This is a genomic window from Halomonas sp. 111 (genome assembly GCF_052379685.1).
In the GTDB taxonomy this organism is placed as follows: domain Bacteria; phylum Pseudomonadota; class Gammaproteobacteria; order Pseudomonadales; family Halomonadaceae; genus Vreelandella; species Vreelandella citrativorans.
The window spans coordinates 1-20,740 of record NZ_JBQSYV010000010.1 but is presented as its reverse complement, the minus strand read 5'-3'; the positions used below and the strand labels follow the sequence as shown (position 1 = coordinate 20,740).

Annotated in this window: 18 protein-coding genes and 1 pseudogene; 17 read left to right on the top strand and 2 right to left on the bottom strand. The window is 53.5% G+C overall.

The window, feature by feature from the left end:
• Positions 1-11: 11 nt before the first annotated feature.
• The 4 genes and pseudogenes from ACT3T7_RS09120 to ACT3T7_RS09105 all read left to right on the top strand — a co-directional run.
• Complete coding sequence (locus ACT3T7_RS09120; RefSeq protein WP_444630819.1) at positions 12-998, top strand: Bug family tripartite tricarboxylate transporter substrate binding protein; 987 nt, start codon at positions 12-14, stop codon at positions 996-998.
• Positions 999-1,007: 9 nt separating this feature from the next.
• Complete coding sequence (locus ACT3T7_RS09115) at positions 1,008-1,502, top strand: tripartite tricarboxylate transporter TctB family protein (protein ID WP_444630818.1); 495 nt, start codon at positions 1,008-1,010, stop codon at positions 1,500-1,502.
• A complete protein-coding gene (locus ACT3T7_RS09110) occupies positions 1,490-2,995 on the top strand; it encodes a tripartite tricarboxylate transporter permease (protein WP_444630817.1) in 1,506 nt (501 codons plus the stop codon). Before ACT3T7_RS09115 ends, ACT3T7_RS09110 begins: the two co-directional genes overlap by 13 nt.
• A 73-nt stretch (positions 2,996-3,068) precedes the next feature.
• A pseudogene (locus ACT3T7_RS09105) lies at positions 3,069-3,330 on the top strand (dihydroxy-acid dehydratase); the annotation flags it as partial.
• A gap of 97 nt (positions 3,331-3,427) precedes the next feature.
• Here the strand turns inward: ACT3T7_RS09105 and ACT3T7_RS09100 are convergent.
• Entirely contained in the window at positions 3,428-4,396 is a 969-nt protein-coding gene (locus ACT3T7_RS09100) for a LysR substrate-binding domain-containing protein (RefSeq protein ID WP_444630816.1), read from the bottom strand.
• 168 nt (positions 4,397-4,564) lie between these two features.
• Between ACT3T7_RS09100 and ACT3T7_RS09095 the strand changes: the two genes are divergently transcribed.
• The 13 genes from ACT3T7_RS09095 (at position 4,565) to ACT3T7_RS09035 (ending at position 18,308) form a co-directional block, all read left to right on the top strand.
• Positions 4,565-5,785, top strand: coding sequence for an aldose epimerase family protein (locus tag ACT3T7_RS09095; RefSeq protein WP_444630815.1), 1,221 nt, complete (start codon positions 4,565-4,567; stop codon positions 5,783-5,785).
• A 75-nt stretch (positions 5,786-5,860) separates the two neighbouring features.
• Positions 5,861-6,853 (top strand): arabinose ABC transporter substrate-binding protein, encoded by a 993-nt coding sequence (locus tag ACT3T7_RS09090; RefSeq protein WP_087111166.1) that lies wholly within the window; start codon positions 5,861-5,863, stop codon positions 6,851-6,853.
• A 40-nt stretch (positions 6,854-6,893) separates the two neighbouring features.
• A complete protein-coding gene (gene araG / locus ACT3T7_RS09085) occupies positions 6,894-8,387 on the top strand; it encodes an L-arabinose ABC transporter ATP-binding protein AraG (protein WP_444630814.1) in 1,494 nt (497 codons plus the stop codon).
• A 37-nt stretch (positions 8,388-8,424) separates the two neighbouring features.
• Complete coding sequence (gene araH / locus ACT3T7_RS09080) at positions 8,425-9,435, top strand: L-arabinose ABC transporter permease AraH (RefSeq protein ID WP_087111170.1); 1,011 nt, start codon at positions 8,425-8,427, stop codon at positions 9,433-9,435.
• 56 nt (positions 9,436-9,491) lie between these two features.
• Positions 9,492-11,237 (top strand): IlvD/Edd family dehydratase, encoded by a 1,746-nt coding sequence (locus ACT3T7_RS09075; protein ID WP_087111171.1) that lies wholly within the window; start codon positions 9,492-9,494, stop codon positions 11,235-11,237.
• A gap of 502 nt (positions 11,238-11,739) precedes the next feature.
• A complete protein-coding gene (locus ACT3T7_RS09070; protein WP_444630813.1) occupies positions 11,740-12,027 on the top strand; it encodes a hypothetical protein in 288 nt (95 codons plus the stop codon).
• Between the two features lie 172 nt (positions 12,028-12,199).
• Positions 12,200-13,306, top strand: coding sequence for an acyltransferase family protein (locus ACT3T7_RS09065; RefSeq protein ID WP_444630812.1), 1,107 nt, complete (start codon positions 12,200-12,202; stop codon positions 13,304-13,306).
• Between the two features lie 11 nt (positions 13,307-13,317).
• Complete coding sequence (locus tag ACT3T7_RS09060) at positions 13,318-14,478, top strand: serine hydrolase (RefSeq protein ID WP_444630811.1); 1,161 nt, start codon at positions 13,318-13,320, stop codon at positions 14,476-14,478.
• An 86-nt stretch (positions 14,479-14,564) separates the two neighbouring features.
• Positions 14,565-14,843 (top strand): peptidylprolyl isomerase, encoded by a 279-nt coding sequence (locus ACT3T7_RS09055; RefSeq protein ID WP_087111190.1) that lies wholly within the window; start codon positions 14,565-14,567, stop codon positions 14,841-14,843.
• A gap of 183 nt (positions 14,844-15,026) precedes the next feature.
• Entirely contained in the window at positions 15,027-15,962 is a 936-nt protein-coding gene (locus ACT3T7_RS09050; protein ID WP_193056716.1) for an ABC transporter ATP-binding protein, read from the top strand.
• Positions 15,959-16,720: an ABC transporter permease gene (locus ACT3T7_RS09045; RefSeq protein WP_172119068.1), complete on the top strand. Its 762-nt coding sequence runs from the start codon at positions 15,959-15,961 to the stop codon at positions 16,718-16,720. Before ACT3T7_RS09050 ends, ACT3T7_RS09045 begins: the two co-directional genes overlap by 4 nt.
• Before the next feature lie 58 nt (positions 16,721-16,778).
• Positions 16,779-17,783: a nucleoid-associated protein YejK gene (yejK, locus tag ACT3T7_RS09040; protein WP_444630810.1), complete on the top strand. Its 1,005-nt coding sequence runs from the start codon at positions 16,779-16,781 to the stop codon at positions 17,781-17,783.
• Between the two features lie 36 nt (positions 17,784-17,819).
• Positions 17,820-18,308 (top strand): tellurite resistance TerB family protein, encoded by a 489-nt coding sequence (locus ACT3T7_RS09035; RefSeq protein ID WP_444630809.1) that lies wholly within the window; start codon positions 17,820-17,822, stop codon positions 18,306-18,308.
• A 17-nt stretch (positions 18,309-18,325) separates the two neighbouring features.
• On the opposite strand, the gene ACT3T7_RS09030 is transcribed toward ACT3T7_RS09035, so the two are convergent.
• A complete protein-coding gene (locus tag ACT3T7_RS09030) occupies positions 18,326-19,345 on the bottom strand; it encodes a serine hydrolase domain-containing protein (RefSeq protein WP_444630808.1) in 1,020 nt (339 codons plus the stop codon).
• Positions 19,346-20,740 lie beyond the last annotated feature (1,395 nt).

Here is a 20,740-nt window from a genome sequence, read left to right as displayed (position 1 = left end):
AGGAAGTAAACATGATAATTACAAACCGTTCTCTTAAGACGCTCTGTATTTCAAGTTTAGCGGCAGTTGTGATGGTGGCCTCTGGCTCAGCTCTGGCGGATTATCCAGAACGCCCCATTACGCTGATTGTGCCTTGGGCAGCAGGTGGCGGTACTGATGCAACAGCGCGCACCATTGCCCGCGCCTTGGAGGAGGAGTTGGGACAGAACGTCAACGTGGTGAATCGTACCGGCGGCAGCGGCGTGGTTGGGCATACCGCCATACTTAACGCAGCACCTGACGGCTACACGCTCGGCTTAGCCACTGTTGAAGTTAACACTATGCATTGGCAAGGCTTGACAGAGCTTACCTACGAAGACTTCACGCCCATCGCGCAAATCAACTACGACTCCCCGGGTCTCCAGGTCGCCGCTGATTCTTCATACGAGAGTCTGGATGCGTTGCTGGAGGTTGTTCGTACTGAGCCGAAAGGCAGCTTTACCGCTTCGGGAACCGGGCAGGGGGGTATCTGGCATCTGGCCTTTACGGGCTTTTTGATGGACCAGGACATTCCTGCCGATCAGGTTATCTGGATCCCCAGCGAAGGTTCGGCGCCCGCGATGACGGAGCTGGCGTCTGGTGGGATCGATATTGTATCTACGTCGGTGCCTGAGGCTCGTTCGATGATGGATGCAGGGCGTGTAAAAAGCTTTGCCGTCATGGCTGCAGAGCGTCTTTCAGCCTTCCCCGATATTCCTACCGCCAACGAGCTTGTGGGTAGTGACTACCAAGTAGGTGCGTGGCGAGGCATCGTTGGTCCTCAAGGGATGGACCCAGAGGTTGTCGCAACGCTTGAGTCAACTCTTGAGGCTGCTTACCAAAGTGATACGTACCAGGATTTCATGACGCAGAGAGGGTTTGGAACCGAGTGGCGCAATGCGGAAGAATTTGGCCAAATGATGGAAGAGATGGACGGTATTCTCGGTGAAATTGTTGAACAAGTTGGCTTGGCTAACTAAGGAATGACAATGAGAGATGTGTTCGCCGGCATAGGATTTATGATTGCAGGGATTGTGACGATTATCACAGCTCAGCAATTTCCTACTCTACCCAGCCTTCAGTATGGGCCTTCTCTGTTTCCCTCTCTTGTTGGAGGGGGATTTTGCATCGGCGGCGCGGTACTTACCTTAAATGCGCTATGGCAGAGACGAAAAGCGGCTGCTCAAGAAATACAGGATGATCCGACACTCACTACCCCGCCGCCTGAAAAAATAAGCTGGGCGATGGTGCTGCCCCCCATAGCGATCGTTTTTTATATCCTGGCAAGCGATTACCTGGGGGCAATGTTTACCATAATGATCATTATGTTTTTGCTCATGTTATTGAGAAAAACAAAGGCTTACGTGGCTCTGATAACCTCGGTGGTTATGTCATCCGCTATTTATTTTATTTTCTCTCACTATTTGCTTATTCCATTGCCGCAAGGGGTTTTATTAGGGGGTAGCCTGCCATGGATATCTTGATGAATGGAGTGGGGCTGGTTTTAAATGTTGATACCCTATTGGTTATCTTGGCAGCTTCATTATTTGGCATATTTGTTGGCGCCGTGCCCGGCCTTACGGCGACAATGGCCGTAGCCCTATTAGTGCCTTTAACCTTTTACATGGACACTATTCCTGCTATCGCGGCCATTGTCACCACATCGGCTATGGCGATATTTGCGGGGGATATTCCGGGTACATATCTCAATATACCGGGTACACCTGCCTCAGCCGCCTATGTGGGCGAATCACACGCATTAGCCAGAAAAGGCAGAGCGAGAGAAGCGTTAGGTATCAATTTAGTATGTTCCGTTTTTGGCGGTATTTTTGGCACCATTATTTTAATTGTCGTGGCTCAGTCACTCGCTGAAGTGGCGCTCAAATTTAGTGCTTTCGAGTACTTTTGGCTCGCGGTATTGGGGCTAAGCTGCTCAATTTTTATTTCTGTAGGCTCTAGAACAAAAGCATTTCTGTCACTACTGTTTGGCGTCCTGCTATCAACGGTAGGGCTGGATATGATGAGTGGCGCTCCTCGCTTCACGTTTGGAGTGCCCGATCTTATGGCTGGCGTTAACTTCATACCCGTTATGATCGGTATGTTTGCCCTCAATGAACTGATGAGTTACTACGGATCAAAATCCGAGAAAAAAACCATCAGCGTTGTTGATAAAGATAGTGTTTTCCACAATGTGCCGAGACACATTAAACGTTATTGGCGCAACATGGTGCGTGGCAGCTCAATCGGCACAATGATTGGCGCGTTACCCGGTGCGGGTGCGGATATCGCCGCTTGGATCTCATATGGTGTGGGAAAAGGCAGGTCAAAAGACAGTTCCAAATATGGTACTGGCAATATCGAGGGCATTGTCGATGCCAGCTCGGCCAATAATTCCGGAATCAGTGGCGCATGGGTGCCCGCTCTGGTCTTCGGGATTCCCGGCGACTCCATTACCGCTATCGTGATTGGCGTTTTATATATGAAGGGGATGAACCCCGGCCCCACCATTTTTATGGATGGGAGTGGCCTAATCTATGCACTTTTCATTGTGTTTATATTGGCTAATTTGATGATGCTACCTATTGGGTATATAGCCATTAGATTGTCAAAACTTTTCATCCTTACACCCAGCCGAGTATTGATGCCCATTATATTGTGCTTTTGCATTGTGGGTGCTTTCGCTATCAATAATAGCGTTGTGGATATCTGGTTAATGCTAATCGTTGGCTTAGTGGCCTATTTACTCGCCGTCAATGACTTCCCGATGGCGCCCGCCATACTCGGTTTGGTCCTGGGCTCCGTTGTTGAAAACAACTTTATGAGCGCCATGTTGCGAACTGGTGGCGACCTGACCAGCTTCTTTGCAAGGCCCATCAGTGCCGGGCTTGGCATTGCGGTCATCTTGCTGTGGTGCTCCCCCTTGTTGATTAAAGCCTATCGCTATCAGAAGCGTAGAAAAGAAGAGGCATCAGCATAATCTGTGCTGACAAGGGTCATGCTGGCTTGCAAAAGAGCGCTTTATAAAGTGCTTGCCGTTAACGGTAAAACCCTATAACGATTATAAAGCGCGCATCAACGACTCGGGCCTGGACGTTGAAGCAAGGACACTCTGATCATGAAGCACTGCGGTCCGCGGAGATATCACAGCATGGTGGAAGTCGGCAATATGGGCCTGTCGCCCAAGATCCTTGCTCAAGGCGTTACCGATATGGTGCGTATCTCTGATGCGCGCATGAGTGGAACCGCTTACGGCACCGTGGCACTCACGTGACACCAGAAGCTGCCGCTGGTGGCCCCCTGGAGTCCGTGAAGAGAAGATTCAGGCACGTCTCGCCGAGTTTGATGCCAAGGCGGCTATCACCAGCCCTATATCGAGCGAGTGCCGCATTATTCGCATGCGACTACCTCGTTATGTTTCACTGCGCCCATCTTCGCGCTGCGCATCCTGAGCGATAATCTCGCGGAGGGTGCTCATTAATAGTGCAGCCCCCGGTGAAAGTCGTTGGTGGCGTAAGCTGACCAGGCCGTAGGGCTGCACGCTAAGCGCTTCGACGAAGGGCAACTGGTGAAAGCGTTGCGGGGTGCAGAGTAGATCGGCCGTTTCGCGCGTGGTCACGGTGATGGTGTCGGACTTATCGACCAGCGCTAGTGACACCAGTAAGTCGGCAGTATCAACGACTTGCCGAGGTGGCGCGACCTGATGATGCAGAAACAGACTGTCAACACGCTGTCGCATGAGTGCGCCGGGTGGCTGCAGTGACCACGGGTAGGCGGCCATGTCCGCCAGTTTTAACGACGTTTTGCCTACCAGCGGATGTCCTTCACGACACACAAAGCACAACTCCTCCTCGCCAATTTCTTCAAAGACAAAGCGCTCAAGATCGCTGCCTGGTGGAAGGCGTGTAATCGCAAAATCCAGCTCACCTTCCAGCAAACGTGGCACCAGCGCTTTGCTGACATCCACATCCACACTGATTTTAAGCTCCGGGCGGTCTCTGTGGACCCGTTCAATAGCGCTGGTTAGAAGCGTAACGGCGGGTGCCATAACGGTGCCGATAGCCACGGTGCCCGTATTGCCGTTGCGCAGCGCGGTCAGCTCTTCAGCGGTGTGGTGTAGTGTCGACAGCACACTATGCGCATGACGAATCATGACCTCCCCATACCAGTTAGGGGTTAGCCCACGCGGCTGACGATCAAACAGACGCATACCCAGGTTCGCTTCCAGGTCGCTGAGCAGTTTTGAGGCAGCGGGCTGGCTCATGTTGAGTTGGGCAGCGGCACGATGCAGGTTGCGGTGCTCGTCAAGCGCCAAAAATAGCTGAAAATGACGCAACTTTAGTCGAGCGTTGAGAAACCAGTTACTGTCAAGAACGCTCATGGAATAAGCCTTTCAGTGCTTTTGATAGCAATAAGTGTATCGGAATTAACGTGTTCCTATATTGGTTAGTTATGTAAGAGCTGTCTAGTGTAGGGCGTGTAGTAGTGAACCTGGTAATGAACCGCATACCGCACGAATAACAATAACGATGTTAACAGGAGGAACACCATGCCCTCTCATACAGGTAGCGTTGGCTCAAGATTGTTACTGAGCGCAGGCGTCATCGCGCTGATGACAAATGTAGCCCAGGCCCAAAGTGATAAGGAACCCATGGCGAACAGTAAAGCAGAGAGCGCCGTCGAACAATCGACGTTCGGCCAGTTGCCGGACGGCCGTGAGGTGCAAAGCTACCGGCTAACGAACGCCAATGGCGTTGAGCTTCAGGTCATTAATTACGGGGGCACAATCGTATCCCTGAAAGTACCTGACGTAGACGGAAACATTGACGATATCGCGCTGGGTTTTGAATCGCTGGATGGTTATCTGTCTGACACTTACCAGCAAGCGAATCCCTACTTTGGCGCACTCATTGGCCGCTACGGCAACCGTATCGCCGAAGGTCAGTTTGCGCTGGAGGGTGAAACCTACTCGTTAGCCACCAACGATGGCGATAACCACCTGCACGGCGGCGAGCAAGGGTTTGATCGTGTGCTCTGGCAGGCCGAGCCTTTTGAAAATGATGAAGGGACGGGGCTGGTGCTGCGCTATGTCAGTGAGGATGGCGAAGAGGGCTATCCTGGAGAGCTGACGGTTGAAGTGACGTATACCCTTACCGATCAAAATGAATTGATTGTCGATTACCAGGCCGAGACCGACAAGGCAACGCCCGTCAATCTTACCCAGCACAGTTACTTCAACCTTAAGGGTGAGGGGAACGACTCCATCCTTGATCATCAGCTTATGCTCAATGCCGATGCCTTTACCCCGGTGAGTGAATCATTGATTCCGACGGGCGAGCTGCAGCCTGTTGAAGGGACTCCGTTCGATTTCACCCAGGCCACGTCGATTGGCGAGCGTATTGAGCAAGACAACGATCAACTGCGCTTTGGGCAGGGCTACGACCATAACTTTGTGCTTAACCAAGATAACGCCGAGCAAGGCGATCTGGTGATGGCCGCCAAGGTGTGGGAGCCACAAAGTGGACGGCTGCTGGAAATTGAAACCACTGAGCCTGGTATTCAATTTTATTCGGGGAATTTTTTGGCCGGTGATTTAACGGGCAAAAGTGGCAATGCCTATCCACAGCGCTCTGGTTTTGCACTGGAAACGCAGCACTTTCCCGATTCGCCTAATCAGGACGCCTTTCCCAGCACGGTTCTACAGCCAGGAGAGACCTACCGTTCACGCACCATCTTCCGCTTCTCTGCCCAAGACGATATGGGCGTCTAGCCATGCGCCTGACGAGCAGCAGACGGTGATTGCAGCAATAACATCAATAATAATTGGAATATCAGGAGCACAACAATGAGCATCGTAACCACGTTTACGCGCCTGGCGCTGGGTAGCGCCGTCATGCTGGCCTCGCTGGGTTCTGTGCAGGCACAGGACGACGTGAAGATTGGCTTTATCGTCAAAAAGCCGGAACAAGCCTGGTTTATTAACGAACAGCGCGCCGCAACAGAGGCGGGCGAGGAACTCGGATTCCAGGTTGTTCGTCTGGGTGGTGAAGATGGTCAAGAGGTGCTTAGCGCGATTGATAACCTTTACTCACAAGGCGCTCAAGGGTTTGTCATTTGCCCGCCAGATGTACGTCTTGGGCCTGCGATCATGAATCGCGCCGAACAGTACGGCATGAAAGTGGTTACCGTCGATGACCAGTTTGTTAACGCCAGTGGTGAGCCTATGGAAGGCGTACCGCATCTAGGTATGTCCGGCACCAAAATTGGTCAGCAGGTCGGTGAGGCAATTGCCGCCGAAATGGAAGCTCGTGGCTGGGATGTTGAGAACGTAGGTGCGTTGCGTATTACCAATAACGAACTACCGACTGCCGTTGAGCGTACGGATGGAGCGACCCAAGCGCTGCTTGCTTCGGGCTTCCCCGAAGAGAACATCTTCGATGCGCCTCAACAAAGTACGGATACGAGTGGTGCATTTTCCGCTGCATCACCGGTGCTTTCTCAACGCGGTGATTATGAGCACTGGGTAATCTACGCGCTAAATGAAGAGAGCGTTCTGGGGGGCGTTCGGGCGACCGAACAGTACGGGCTGGCCGCTGAGGATGTCATTGGGGTGGGCATCAATGGTTCAGGCGCGGCGTTTGCTGAGTTTTCCCGCGACAACCCCACGGGCTTCCACGGCACCGTTGCGGTGAGTTCTACCATGCACGGTCGACAAACGGCTGAAGACCTTTACCGCTGGATCAGCGAAGACCAGGAGCCTCAGGCGATTACAGAAACGTCTGGTACGTTAATGACGCGTGATAACTGGGAAGAAGTGCGCGATGCGCTCGGTCTGTAACTGACTTTTTGTGACGGGCTATTTGGTGGAGTGCTCACGTATGTCTGATCCATATCTTCGCTTTGACAATATCAGTGTTGTATTCCCTGGGGTGCGCGCGCTGGATGGGGTGAGCTTTGCTGCTCATACCGGTCAGGTGCATGCGCTGATGGGCGAAAACGGCGCGGGTAAGTCGACGCTGCTGAAAGTGCTTAGCGGGGTGAACCGCGCTGCAGAGGGGGCTCTCTGGATCGATGGGCAGCGCCACGTGTTCAGCAACGCCCGTGAAGCATTGCGCGAAGGGATCGCCATTATCTACCAGGAGCTAACGCTCTCGCCCAATATGTCGGTCGCTGAAAACCTGCTGCTGGGCCAGCTGCCTACGCGTCAGGGGTTTGTGAACCGGCGAAAGATGCGGGAAAGGGCACTGGCGATTCTGGCTGACCTTGGCGAGGGTGACATTCATCCCTCGACCAAGGTGCGTGATCTCTCTATCGGCCAGCAGCAGATGATTGAGATTGGCCGTGCATTGCTGCGTGATGCCCGCGTTATCGCTTTCGATGAACCTACCAGTAGCCTTTCCATTCAGGAAATCCGTCAGCTTAAACGCATCGTCAAACGCCTGCGCGACGAGGGGCGGGTGGTGCTCTACGTGACCCATCGCATGGAAGAAGTGTTTGAGATGTGCGATGCGGTCACTATCTTTCGCGACGGCCAGCATATTCGTACCCACGAAGATATGTCGCAGCTGACGCATGATCTATTGGTTAGCGAGATGGTAGGGCGGGACATCGATGACGTATACGGCTATCGCGCCCGCGAGCACGGCGATGTGGTGCTGTCTGTTGACGAGATTCAAGGGCGCGGCCTGAATGCGCCGGTTAGCTTCTCCGTGAAGCGTGGCGAGGTATTCGGCTTGTTTGGCCTGGTAGGCGCCGGTCGCAGTGAGCTATTGCGGCTGGTATGCGGGGTGGAAGCGCCTAAAGCGGGTAGCGTGACGTTCCAGGGCGAATCGCGACGCTTTAAAAGCCCCGCAGAGGCGATTCGCGCCGGTATCGCCATGTGCCCAGAGGATCGTAAATCTCAAGGGATTTTCCCAGTAGCGAGCGTTGCCGACAATCTCAATATCAGCTGCCGGCGGTTTTTTAAGCGCTGGGGCGTTTTCCGTCACCCTGGCCGCGAACGACGCAATGCTGAAGCCTATATTCAGCAGCTTAGCGTTAAAACCCCTAGCTATCGGGCACCGATAGGCAAGCTATCCGGGGGCAATCAGCAAAAGGTAATTTTGGCCCGCTGGCTCGCGGAAGAGATCGACCTTTTCGTGATGGACGAGCCCACGCGCGGGATTGATGTGGGCGCGCGTAGAGACATTTATAGCCTGCTTTACGACTTGGCCGAGCAGGGGAAAAGCATTGTCGTGATTTCCAGCGACCTTGCCGAAGTTAGCTCCATCTGTGACCGCATCGCAGTGATGCGCGACGGTGAGCTGGTCGACGTGGTGCCAAGAGACGCCGCCACGCCCGAACGACTATTAGGCCTGGCACTACCCGCCTAAGCGGTACCCATTATCGAACACGTTCAGGACACCTGTGATGACATCGAACAAATTAACCCAAGAAGGTGTTGAGCCAACGCGCCCTGCGGGGCGCCAAGGGCTCATTAAACCACTGCGCACGCTGTTGGACACCTCTGGGCTGATCGCCGTTTTTATGCTGCTCTTTATCGCCCTGGCGGTGTTTATCCCCGACTTTCTTACCGGGCGAAACATGGTGGGGCTGCTGCTTTCGATCACCCTGATAGGCAGTCTGGCGACCACGATGATGCTGGTGTTGGCGCTGGGTGAGGTGGATCTTTCGGTGGCCTCAATCGTGGCGTTTGCGGGGGTAGTGGCAGCGGTTGTGACCTCTAGCTCCGGTAGCGTTTTTATCGGCGTTATAGGTGGCATTGTTGCCGGGGGCGCGGTGGGGGCCTTTAACGGGTTTGTGATTGCCAGGTTTGGTATTAACTCGCTGATTGCCACGCTGGCGGCGATGGAGTTTGTACGCGGGCTGGCTTATATCACGTCGGGTGGCGACGCGGTGATGATTACCGTGCCGGGTTTCTTTGATCTGGGTAGCGCTTCATTTCTAGGCCTGACGCTGCCGGTGTGGACCATGTTGGCCTGCTTTGTCATCTTCGGTGTGGTGCTCAATATGACCGCCTTCGGACGCAATGTCCTTGCCACGGGTGGTAACTCGGAGGCCGCGTCGCTCGCGGGGGTCAATGTCCGCCGCCTCAAGATTATTGTCTTTGGTTTACAAGGCGTTGTTGCGGGCGTCGTGGGCGTGTTACTGGCCTCACGGATGGGCTTGGGCGACCCCAATACCTCCATGGGGCTAGAGCTTGCGGTGATTTCTGCCTGTGTACTGGGTGGGGTGGCGCTATCGGGCGGCGTTGCCACTATTACCGGCGTAGTCGTCGGCGTGCTGATCATGGGCTGTGTGCAGAACGCCATGGGGCTACTCAACGTACCAACGTTCTACCAGTACCTGGTACGTGGGGCAATTCTGCTGCTGGCGGTAATGTTTGACCGCTGGAAACAGACGCGACGCCAGCGCGCCTAACGACACTTTTTCCTGTTTTGTTTCTATCTTTTACCGAATTGTACGGAGAGACGTCCATGTCTGAACGAAAGCCGCCCCTACGCTCTGCCCAGTGGTTTGGAACCGCCGATAAAAACGGCTTTATGTACCGCAGCTGGATGAAAAATCAGGGCATTCCCGACCATGAATTCCAGGGCAAGCCGATTATCGGGATCTGTAACACCTGGTCGGAACTAACGCCTTGCAACGCTCACTTTCGCAAGCTGGCGGAGCACGTAAAGCAAGGCATACTGGAAGCGGGCGGCTACCCGGTGGAATTCCCGGTCTTCTCCAGCGGTGAATCCAACCTCCGCCCGACCGCAATGTTTACTCGTAACCTTGCCAGCATGGATGTTGAAGAGGCGATTCGCGGCAACCCGATTGATGCGGTGGTGCTGCTGGTAGGTTGCGATAAAACGACCCCGGCGCTGTTAATGGGCGCGGCGAGTTGTGATATTCCCACCATCGTCGTGACCGGCGGGCCCATGCTTAACGGCAAGCACAAGGGCAAGGACATCGGTTCGGGTACCGTGGTCTGGCAGCTTTCTGAGCAGGTCAAAGCGGGCGAGATTTCATTGCACGACTTTATGGCCGCTGAAGCGGGCATGTCGCGCTCGGCGGGCACCTGTAACACCATGGGTACTGCGTCTACCATGGCTTGCATGGCGGAATCCTTGGGCACCTCACTACCTCACAATGCGGCAATTCCTGCGGTGGATTCGCGTCGTTATGTGCTCGCACACCTTTCCGGTAATCGCATTGTCGAGATGGTTAATGAAGACTTAAAGCTCTCCAAAATCCTTACGAAAGAAGCGTTTGAGAATGCCATTCGTACCAACGCAGCGATTGGCGGCTCCACTAATGCGGTAATCCACCTGAAAGCGATTGCCGGGCGCATGGGGGTAGACCTTAAGCTGGACGACTGGAGCCGGGTGGGGCGCGGTACGCCCACGGTGGTAGATTTACAGCCCTCCGGGCGTTATTTGATGGAAGAGTTCTACTACGCTGGCGGCCTGCCCGCCGTGCTAAAGCGCTTGGGGGACGCCGACCGCCTGCCCTTTAAAGACGCACTCACCGTTAACGGTAAAACCCTGTGGGAGAACGTCAAGGATGCCCCGCTGTATAACGACGATGTTATTCGTCCGCTGGATAACCCGCTGACAGCGGATGGCGGTATCTGTGTGCTGCGCGGCAATCTTGCACCCAATGGCGCGGTGTTAAAACCCTCGGCAGCGACCGCCGAACTGATGCAACACCGTGGTCGTGCCGTCGTGTTTGAAGACTTCGACGATTATAAAGCGCGCATCAATGACCCGGACCTGGACGTTGAAGCCAACGATATCCTGGTAATGAAACACTGCGGGCCTCGCGGTTATCACGGCATGGCGGAAGTCGGCAATATGGGGCTACCGCCCAAGGTCCTTGCTCAGGGCGTCACCGATATGGTGCGTATTTCTGATGCGCGCATGAGTGGAACCGCTTATGGCACCGTGGTGCTGCACGTGGCACCTGAAGCTGCCGCGGGTGGCCCCTTGGCCGCGGTGCGTAACGGCGACTGGATTGAATTGGACTGCGCCAGCGGCCGGCTGCACCTGGACGTCAGTGAAGAGGAGATTCAGGCACGCCTCGCCGCGTTTGATGCCACGGCGGCCTCGACCCTCATCGCAAGCCAGGGCGGCTATCGCCAGCTCTATATTGAGCGAGTGCTGCAAGCCGATGAAGGCTGTGACTTTGACTTCCTGATCGGCTGTCGAGGCTCTGACGTGCCGCGTCATTCGCACTGATAAGAATTTCCTGATGATTTTTTTAACTATGATCGATGGCGGGAGTGGCCTGGGCAGGGTCTCCTTCCTGAACTTTTTATTGCATTCTGCACATGTTGTCTAAGCACTTTCCTCAGCATCCTGTTGCTCAAGATGGATGTTCTGACGCCAGCTGTTGGGAAGGTCTATTGTGTTTGTGGATCAGTCGCTGCCCGTTTTCATTTAAAACCTAAATGACGAAGCCATTAACCGCACCTGGCATGACCAAAGCGGGCTCATGTGCCACAGTTAAACAGTAAATTATTAAATATATTTCATAAAATCAATAGGTTGGTATGCTCTTGTTGAGTTTAAGTTTTTGACTTTATATATGTTTTTTGTTTTTTAGAAAAACCTGGTACGACGCGTGCAGTAACCAGGACAAGAACGCAGCATCAGGATGATGGTTGGTTCTTGGCTAGATGTTCCTTGTTTGATTTATTTTTACGAAGCAACAGAAAGCAGATTACTTAGGAGGCACGACATGAAAATGGAAGCTCTGAAAAAACTAGGTATTTTAGGCGTATCATTTGGTCTGATCGCAAGCCCTCTTGCGTTTGCTGAAATGGAAAGTGGCACTGAGCAAGAACCAGTGCCGCAAGAAGAGGCGACGCAGGACGAGCAAGGCAGTTTTAATTCGTATGACACTGAGCAGCAAGATCAAGATGTAACCACTGAGTATGAAGAGGAAGAGCAAGAATTCACCTATGAAGAAGAGGAAGAGGAGCAGGAGTACGAAACCACGGATGACGATGACGACACCCAGTGGTAATTAACCCGCTAATGGAATAACACTTGCTCTGGCTTACGGATGAGCCACAAAATGCCCCGCCGCCTGCGGGGCATTTTTGCGTTTAAAGCCCAAAGCAAAAGTTGTTGCCTTATCGTCTATTGTTAACATTACGTACCCCTTGGCCCGTTATGACTATAAGGAAGCTTGTATCGTGGTGAACTGGAAAGAGGCGCCGCAGCTTCCTAAAGCGGAAGGGCGAATCGCGGCTATCGATTTGGCGCGAGGCATTGCGATTGGCTTAATGATTGTCAGCCACACGGTTAGCGGGCTGATAGGCATACGTAATGTGCCTGACTGGGGCATGGTGCCTATTCATCTATTAACCAAATTCTCCTCATCACTGTTTATTTTGGTATTCGGCATTGCCCTGGCAGTGGCCTTTCTTTCTCACACTCAAAGAGATGATTGGCCTAAACGACGCCTTAAACTATGGCTACGCGCGATTGAAGTGTGGTTCTGGTACAAGGCGCTCATTATTATCGAGATGCTCCCGTTTAGTAGCCCTGGCGATATTGTCGATACGCTGCTTTATGGACGCTTTGGGATCTGGGTCGAGATTTTAGGCTTTTATGCCATTGCCCTGCTTTGGGTGCCGCTTATTCTACCGCTATGGGCACGGGCGCCTCTTTGGAGCCGGATTGCCACACTGGTTGGCTTAACCGCGCTTTCTGCCTGGTTACAAGGGCTTAGCTTTGGCGGTAACGATATCCTGAAAGCCTTACTGGTCGACCACCCCGACCACTATGCCTGGGGGCAGATTAGCCGGGCGCCCCTTATTCTGGTGGGGTTATTGGTAGGCGAAGCGCTATTGCGCTGTTACTTTACGGCTCACTTGCGCCGCCGCTTGGTGTTAATACTGCTGGCGGCAGGCGCGTTAATGGTAATGGCATTTTATGGTCTCGCGTTGGCGGATGGCCGTGTTTATGCCGCCATGATGGCCGTTGCCAATAACGCAGGCAAACATCCGCCTGGCCTGGAATTCATGCTGTTTAGTGTAGGTGGCGCGCTTATTTTGCTCGCACTGGCACTGGCCGGTGGAGCGGCTGCCGCCAGGGCACTTTTGCCGCTCACCGTGGTCGGCAGCGATGCGCTAAAAGCGTTTATTTTTCATATTGTGATGATCTTTCTCGTGCTGCGCTTTTTGCTGCAAGGCGAGGGCATGTATACCTATCCACAGGCGCTGGCGATTAGCGGCGTGTTGATACTGGGCGCCGCCGTGTGGATTTGGGTGACACGTTGGATCGCAGCGCACCGCTAAGAGGACATGGTTTGCAACGACAGCAACGACAGCAACGACAGCAACAATGGCAACGCTGGCTGTTAGCCGTAGTGTGTTTAATGGCACTGCCAGCCTATGCCGACGGTGCTCAAACACAGGAACTTGAAACACAGGCTTTTGAGACGAACTGGTACTACGAGGTCGATAAACAGAGTACATGGCAGGCTGACTTGAATACCCGAGTCGCCGCTATTGAGGGCATCTTTGAAGGCACGTTAGGGGTGTATGTACAAAACCTGGCCACCGGAGAGGCCTACTCGTGGCACGCGGACAGGCCCTGGTATTTGGCCTCGTTGGTAAAAGTGCCTATTGCCGCCCAAGTGCTTGCTGAACGTCAAGCAGGCACGCTGTCACTGGATGAGCGCTTAACGCTTTCGCGCAGTGACTTTGTGGATGGCGCGGGGCCGGTGATCTGGCACGACCCAGGGGCGCCGATCTCGATTCGCTACCTGCTTGAACAGATGATTACCGTCAGTGATAACACGGCATCCGATATGTTGATTGACCGCGTAGGCCTTGCCGACGTCAATGCTCGGGCGAGAGCAATGATTGCGGATAGTGGAGGCAATCCTGATGATATCGGCCCGATTAGCAAGCTGGTTGGCGTTCGTCAGGGCGTTTATGGGCAGCTACACCCTGACGCACGAACGCTGGGCGGCATGGATTTTATCGCCTTGCGCCAGCACCGGTTAGGCCAGCGTGCGGCGGCGCTGGCTCAGCGGCTGGATGTTGATCCCTCCACGCTCAAGCAACCTGACTATGACCACGCGTTCGATGCCTATGAGGCGACCGGTGAAAACGTCGGCACGCTGCGTGCCTACGGCGACCTGTTGGCAAGTGTGTATAAAGAAGCAGAGAGCGGTGGCTTAGGTGCGCAGCCGAGCCAGGCACTTCTGGAGATAATGCAGCGAACAACATCGGGCAACAATCGACTAACGGCCGGGTTGGGCGACACCACCCGTTTTGCGCATAAAACCGGTACCCAGCATCGGCGTAGTTGTGATGCGGGCATTGCTACGCGTGAAGAGGCTAATGGCCCCTGGGTGATCGTTGCTTGCAGCCGGGGGCCGGTAGCGGTGAATGACCATGAACGTGCGCTGGCGCGAGTAGGCGATGCGTTACGCTATAGCGGTGTGCTTGGGAAGCCTTGAACATGCTGTGTCGCAGGTACACCCGCCGCCAAGGCGAGCGTGATAAACTAGCGGCTTCATTTCATTGATACAGGCAGGAGGTTGTTATGGCAAACGCCAGCGCCCGTCATATTTTGGTTAGCAGCGAAGAGCAGTGTTTAGCGCTTAAACAGGAAATCGAAAACGGCCGTGATTTTGCCGATGTCGCCAAGCAGCACTCTAGCTGCCCTTCTGGCCGCCAGGGCGGCGACTTGGGTAGCTTCGGCCCCGGCCAAATGGTGCCTGAGTTCGACAAGGTGGTGTTCAGCGGTGAGTTGGGTCAGGTACACGGCCCGGTGAAAACGCAGTTTGGTTATCACCTGCTCGAAATCACTGACCGCACCTAAACGTTGCGTCTCTATAGCCGTGCAATACGATAAGACGTCTGCACGGCTATTGTCGCTTTGGCATTCGGTCCTGCCTGAAAAGCGCTTATGCTCGGTCACTTTTCAGACAGAATCGCATGTTTAACCTCGCGTTAAATCGCCTCCAGCGTCGTGGCGTTTACGTTGCGGTGTGAGGAGAAAGCCATGAACGACCCCATTATTTCGATTAACGGCCTGAATAAAACCTACGAAGGCGGCTTTCAAGCGCTCTCGCGGGTGGACCTCACCATTCAGCGTGGTGAGATTTTTGCGCTGCTTGGCCCCAACGGGGCAGGCAAAACCACGCTGATCAGCGTGGTGTGTGGGCTGGTAAACCCGACCCAGGGCGAGGTGGTGATTGACGGCTTTAATAGCGTTAGCCAGTACCGCCAGGCGCGTGAGCGTATCGGTCTGGTGCCTCAGGAGTTGACCAACGAAGCCTTTGAAACGGTGTGGAATACGGTCAGTTTTAGCCGTGGCCTGTTCGGTAAAGCGCCTGCCCCTGCGCATATTGAAAAAGTGCTTAAGTCATTGGCGTTATGGGATAAACGTCATAACCGCTTAATGACCCTTTCCGGCGGCATGAAGCGCCGCGTGTTGATTGCCAAGGCGCTCTCTCACGAGCCGCGCATTCTGTTTTTGGATGAGCCAACGGCGGGGGTCGATGTTGAGCTGCGCCGGGATATGTGGGAAGTGGTTCGCGGGCTGCGCGAAAGTGGCGTCACGATTATTCTCACCACCCACTATATTGAAGAAGCCGAAGAGATGGCCGACCGCATCGGGGTGATTAATCGAGGTGAAATCGTGCTGGTGGAAGAAAAGGCGGCCTTGATGCAAAAGCTGGGCAGCAAGCAGTTAATTCTTCAGCTGCAAACGCCGTTAAAGGCGCTACCTGCCGCTTTTCAGCAAACGGGGTTAAGTCTAGCCGCCGATGGGCATGAGTTGGTGTACAGCTATGATGGCCGTCAGGATGAAGAGGGCCACAAAATATCAGCGCTGTTAGCGAACCTTGAGCGCGAAGGCATCGCCTTTAGAGACCTGCACACACGGCAGAGTTCGCTTGAGGATATTTTCGTCGACCTGGTTAAGGAGCGTGCATGAATCTGTATCCTGTTCGCGCCATTTATATGGCAGAAATGGCGCGTACGCGGCGCACATTATTGCAAAGCATTGTGTCGCCGGTTATTTCAACCTCGCTCTACTTTGTGGTGTTCGGCGCGGCCATCGGTTCGCGTATCAGTGAGATTGGTGGGGTCAGCTACGGCGCCTTTATCGTGCCTGGGTTGATTATGCTCATGCTGCTGACCCAAAGCGTGTCCAACGCCTCTTTCGGGATTTTCTTTCCCAAGTTTTCGGGCAGTATCTATGAAATTTTATCGGCGCCCATCTCCTATCTTGAAATAGTGATTGGCTACGTAGGGGCGGCCGCCTCGAAGTCGATTCTATTGGGGCTGATCATTCTTGGGACATCGAGTTTTTTTGTGCCGCTGGAAATTGCGCACCCCTTCTGGATGCTGACGTTTCTGGTGCTCACCGCCGTCACGTTTAGTTTGCTGGGGTTCATTATCGGCATTTGGGCGGATGGCTTCGACAAGCTGCAGCTTGTGCCCTTGCTGATCATTACGCCACTGACCTTTCTGGGCGGCAGTTTCTACTCGATAGATATGCTGCCCCCTTTCTGGCAGACCGTCACGCTCGCCAACCCCGTGGTGTATCTGGTCAGCGGCTTTCGGTGGAGCTTCTACGGGATTAGCGATGTCAGTGTGGTAGCCAGTGTGGCCATGATCAGCCTGTTTTTACTGGCGAGCCTGGCCACTATCGCGTGGATATTTCGTACCGGCTATCGCCTGAAACCCTAACGCGCAGTATTTTTTTGCATAGCACTTCTTTTTATTGACGCTAGGAGCCAAGGCCCTTATGCCACTACTGCAAAGCATTGTTCACCGCCTGGACCCTTCGCTTGACGGTGAACGCTTAACGCTAACCGCTGCGCCATCGCTTGCCGAAAGTGATGACCCGGCCATGACAAGCCTGGTGAATACGCTGAACGACACGTATAACACCAAGGCTAAAGGTTGGGGGCGCTTTGCTGAAGAGGGCGAGCAGGCTGGCCCACTAGTTGCCTGGCTGCGCGATTATAGTGCGGGTGCCCAGGACTTTACCCAGCTTTCGACCGCAATTGCTGAGCGCCTGGCGCGTGAGCTGCAAGAGCAGTTATCCGTCAGTGGCTATTTGCTGCTTGCGCACATACGCCAAGGGGACACCGAAACGCTGTTTATCGCGTTGGTACATCAGCGTGAAGGTATTGGTATTAACCAAACCCACCAGGCCGTGCCTGCCGCTCAGCTGAATACCAGCCAGCTTACCCTGGCGGCCCGGGTCAATTTAACCCAGTGGCAGAGCGAGTCGCCTGGTGCGCAGTACGTCTCTTTCTTGAAAGATCGTGGTGGTAAAAAGCTTGCCGAAGGCATGGTAGCCCTGTTGGGCATGGAAGAAGGGATCGATGCGCCCGCTGAAACTCGCACGCTGCTCAAGGCCTTCAGCGACTATGTGGAAAAAGAGGATTTCGACGACGAGGCGAGTCGAGAAAAAACCGACACGCTGGTGGACTACGCCAATGAACAGCTTCGCCGTGGCGAGCCAATGACCTTGGAAGAGCTTTCTGGGCTGGTGGACGAACAGCAGCCGAAAGCCTTTTATGACCATATTCGCAACGCCGATTACGGGCTTTCGCCGGAGATTCCCCCCGATAAACGCACCTTAAGCCAGTTCCGCCGCTTTACCGGCCGAGCGGGCGGTGTCTCGATTAGTTTTGACTCCCACCTGCTGGGCTCAAGCATTGAGTACGACGCCACTCAAGATCGCCTGATTATCAAGCAAGTGCCCAAGCAGTTAAGAGAGCAGCTTACCAAGAAGGATTGAGGTAAGGACGATGCTGTAGCAACCCAGGAGCCCCTTATGCTGAACGCTATTAGTGATTTCTTCCAGCGCACGCTTGCGCAACCCGAGCAGCGCGAAAATCAAACGCTCACCCTGGAACTGGCCACCGCAGCACTGCTGTGTGAAATCGTCCGCGCCGATTACGACACCACCGATGAAGAGCTTGCCGCGCTGCGCCTTATGCTTACCGAGCGCTACCAGCTCAGCACAAGCGATGTGGAAGAGCTGATGGCGTTGGCACAAGCAGAAGTGGATGAGGCCGTCGATCATTACCAGTTTGTGAGCCTAATCAAAGAGCACTATAACTACGACCAGCGCTGTGAGCTGGTAGCGCTGATGTGGCAGCTGGCGTGGGCCGACGGCAGCGTTGACCCACTTGAAGAGCACCGTATTCGGCGGCTGGCCGATTTACTGCATGTTAGTCACAGTGATTTTATTCGCACCAAACTACAGGTTGAAGTACAGGTTGAAGAGCGCCGAACAGCGCAAGATGGGCCTGAGCGATAACGTATTAGCTTTCTACGTTACTGTTCTTCAGGTGCGCTGAGCAGGCCCTCGACTAGGCGATGCAACTGTTGTTGAAACTGGCCGCCTGGGGAGGGCGGCGTGGGGTCTGCGGTGATCACAATGGTCATATCGCGCTCAGGGACCACGTACAGCGCTTGCCCGCCATAGCCACGCCCGTAGTACACCGCTTCCCCCGCGAGTTCGGTAATAAACCAGCCATACCCATAGCCATCACCCGTCCAGGCAGAGATACCACGGGGTGTCCATGAAGCCTCCACCCAGCCTTCTGGCAATAGCCGCACGCCCTCCATCACGCCGTCGTTACGATAAAGCTCGCCCACCTCAATCAACGCGCGTGGCGAAAGTTGCATATTGTTGCCGCCAAAATAAATGCCTTGCGGGTCACGCGGCCATGCCGGAATCGAAATAGTAAGCGGCTCCCCCAGCAGGCGTTGTGCGAGTACATGCGTGGTTTCACCGCTTGCCTGGGTAAGCGCTGCGGAAAGCAGGTGGCTAGTGCCGGTGGAGTACAGCATCCGCCCGCCGGGCTCATCGACAAACGGGCGAGTAAGGGCATCGTTAACCCAGTTTGAGCTTGCCACCCAAGCGCTGTAGTTAGCGCCGGATGTGCGCTCAAGCCCCGCCTGCTGTGCCAACAAATGCCCTACGGTAATATCTTCCACGCGCGGGTCCAGCCCGGCGGGCAATGGCTCATCCAAGAGCGTTACCAATCGCTGCTCGGTGGATTCAATAATGCCCTCTTCAATAGCTGCGCCTGTTATTGCCGCCAGCACCGTTTTGGAAAGTGACTTGATACTGGCAGGCTGCGCAACACCGGGGCCACCCTGATGAAGTTCGTGGATAATCTCGCCGTTGTAAGCGACCACAACGCTGTGAAGGCGTGAAAGCTTGCCAACTTCATCATCCAATGCTGCAAACGCAGCAGGCGCGGGTGGGCTGGCGCCAATGCTTTGGCTGACGCCTATCGCTATTGCGCAGCCCATTCCCTGGATAAACCTTCGCATAAGCCTTTTCATAACGCGTCTTCCTTGTTGGTGACCCTGCTAATTAGGATAGCGAGCGTTTAAGAACAAGACATAATGTGTGCCTAAAAGGGCGTAACGGATTGTTTTAAAAACAAAAAGGTGGCGAGTACGCAAAAAGTTGAAAAGCCTGCTAGGCTTTAATCGTTACTGGGCGTAAGCAACCCTTTGATTTCAACCAAAACGCAAACCAGCAAGGAGTGCCAACATGCGTAATATTATCTATATCGTAGGCCTAATCGTCGTTGTACTGTTTATCCTTTCACTGCTTGGCCTGCGCTAACATCAGCGACCGCCAGCACGCCCGCAGATTCCCCCTGCGGGCTTTTTACGCACCTGCCTAAGCAATCGAGTGACAAAAGTGACGCGGTAAGCACGACATAAGCGTTATTAACCTCACTCTTCAAACAAATATTTCATATAGCGACTATCGCTGCATCACTGCCATAACCCAGCGGCTATAGGCATTAAACGTAGCTGGGTCTGCCTCGAACGGCTGTTATCGCTCAGTAGAAAAGTGCGGGGCCACCGGAATGTGCGCAAAGCCGTCACCGGTATCGCAAGGCGAGTTCTATTGCTTAGAGCAGCAGTAGCAAAGGCCAAGTTGAGCGCGGAAGATACTCATTTTGGAGCATTGCAACTACCGTTAGCCCAAGGCTGAGGCCGAAGAGGCCGATTAATAATGTTGCAGAAAAAAAACAAAACTTCACAAACGCGACGGATTAAGCAGGCATACTAAAAGCCAAAGTATGGTGTAGACATGTTTTTTACTGACGGTAAGGCGTTGTATAATTATCCCGTATTATTTTTCTATTAAAAATCAAATGGATAGTATTTTTTATAACGCGCTAGGGCGATAAGAAAGCGATGCAGTATATCGTTGCTATATAAGATATTTTGTCGTGAATAGGAACTTCGTTAATTTTTATTAAATAAAATTTAACGCGGGAAATGTCTGATATTAATCGGTTAAGCTCATGTTTTTTATCGAGGATCGTTTTAAGTGGCGGCGTTTTAATTGTTCAAACGTTTGCTTTAAAGGTGGTTAGTAGCAGGCTGCCGCCACAGAGGGATGATTGATTTTAACCGATAAAAAAGCAGTAATAGCTGTGTGGTACCGTTGATAGCCGCAAAATAGTGAATGATGTAGCGATAAAGAGGGGCGTGCTGGATATGAATAAAATGTCTTTAAACGTTGCAAACGAACCTGAAGCATCTAAAAAACGCTAACGAGTACAAAAAGTGAAACAAACACAAGGAATACTCTTTTCCGCATACGTAAAGAGGATGAAAGAATGATTTTTTTCAGTAAAGCCTTTTCAGAAGAGGTAAAGGACGTATCAGAAGGGCAGTGTCATCAAGCTCTCTCGAGTTCCCAGTTATTGCAAC

Excerpts from the sequence above, each read along its gene's own strand:
- ACT3T7_RS09120 (WP_444630819.1), top strand. The coding sequence starts at position 12 with ATGATAATTACAAACCGTTCTCTTAAGACGCTCTGTATTTCAAGTTTA.
- ACT3T7_RS09115 (WP_444630818.1), top strand. The coding sequence starts at position 1,008 with ATGAGAGATGTGTTCGCCGGCATAGGATTTATGATTGCAGGGATTGTG.
- ACT3T7_RS09110 (WP_444630817.1), top strand. The coding sequence starts at position 1,490 with ATGGATATCTTGATGAATGGAGTGGGGCTGGTTTTAAATGTTGATACC.
- ACT3T7_RS09100 (WP_444630816.1), bottom strand. The coding sequence starts at position 4,396 with ATGAGCGTTCTTGACAGTAACTGGTTTCTCAACGCTCGACTAAAGTTG.
- ACT3T7_RS09095 (WP_444630815.1), top strand. The coding sequence starts at position 4,565 with ATGCCCTCTCATACAGGTAGCGTTGGCTCAAGATTGTTACTGAGCGCA.
- ACT3T7_RS09090 (WP_087111166.1), top strand. The coding sequence starts at position 5,861 with ATGAGCATCGTAACCACGTTTACGCGCCTGGCGCTGGGTAGCGCCGTC.
- araG (WP_444630814.1), top strand. The coding sequence starts at position 6,894 with ATGTCTGATCCATATCTTCGCTTTGACAATATCAGTGTTGTATTCCCT.
- araH (WP_087111170.1), top strand. The coding sequence starts at position 8,425 with ATGACATCGAACAAATTAACCCAAGAAGGTGTTGAGCCAACGCGCCCT.
- ACT3T7_RS09075 (WP_087111171.1), top strand. The coding sequence starts at position 9,492 with ATGTCTGAACGAAAGCCGCCCCTACGCTCTGCCCAGTGGTTTGGAACC.
- ACT3T7_RS09070 (WP_444630813.1), top strand. The coding sequence starts at position 11,740 with ATGAAAATGGAAGCTCTGAAAAAACTAGGTATTTTAGGCGTATCATTT.
- ACT3T7_RS09055 (WP_087111190.1), top strand. The coding sequence starts at position 14,565 with ATGGCAAACGCCAGCGCCCGTCATATTTTGGTTAGCAGCGAAGAGCAG.
- ACT3T7_RS09050 (WP_193056716.1), top strand. The coding sequence starts at position 15,027 with ATGAACGACCCCATTATTTCGATTAACGGCCTGAATAAAACCTACGAA.
- ACT3T7_RS09045 (WP_172119068.1), top strand. The coding sequence starts at position 15,959 with ATGAATCTGTATCCTGTTCGCGCCATTTATATGGCAGAAATGGCGCGT.
- yejK (WP_444630810.1), top strand. The coding sequence starts at position 16,779 with ATGCCACTACTGCAAAGCATTGTTCACCGCCTGGACCCTTCGCTTGAC.
- ACT3T7_RS09035 (WP_444630809.1), top strand. The coding sequence starts at position 17,820 with ATGCTGAACGCTATTAGTGATTTCTTCCAGCGCACGCTTGCGCAACCC.
- ACT3T7_RS09030 (WP_444630808.1), bottom strand. The coding sequence starts at position 19,345 with ATGAAAAGGCTTATGCGAAGGTTTATCCAGGGAATGGGCTGCGCAATA.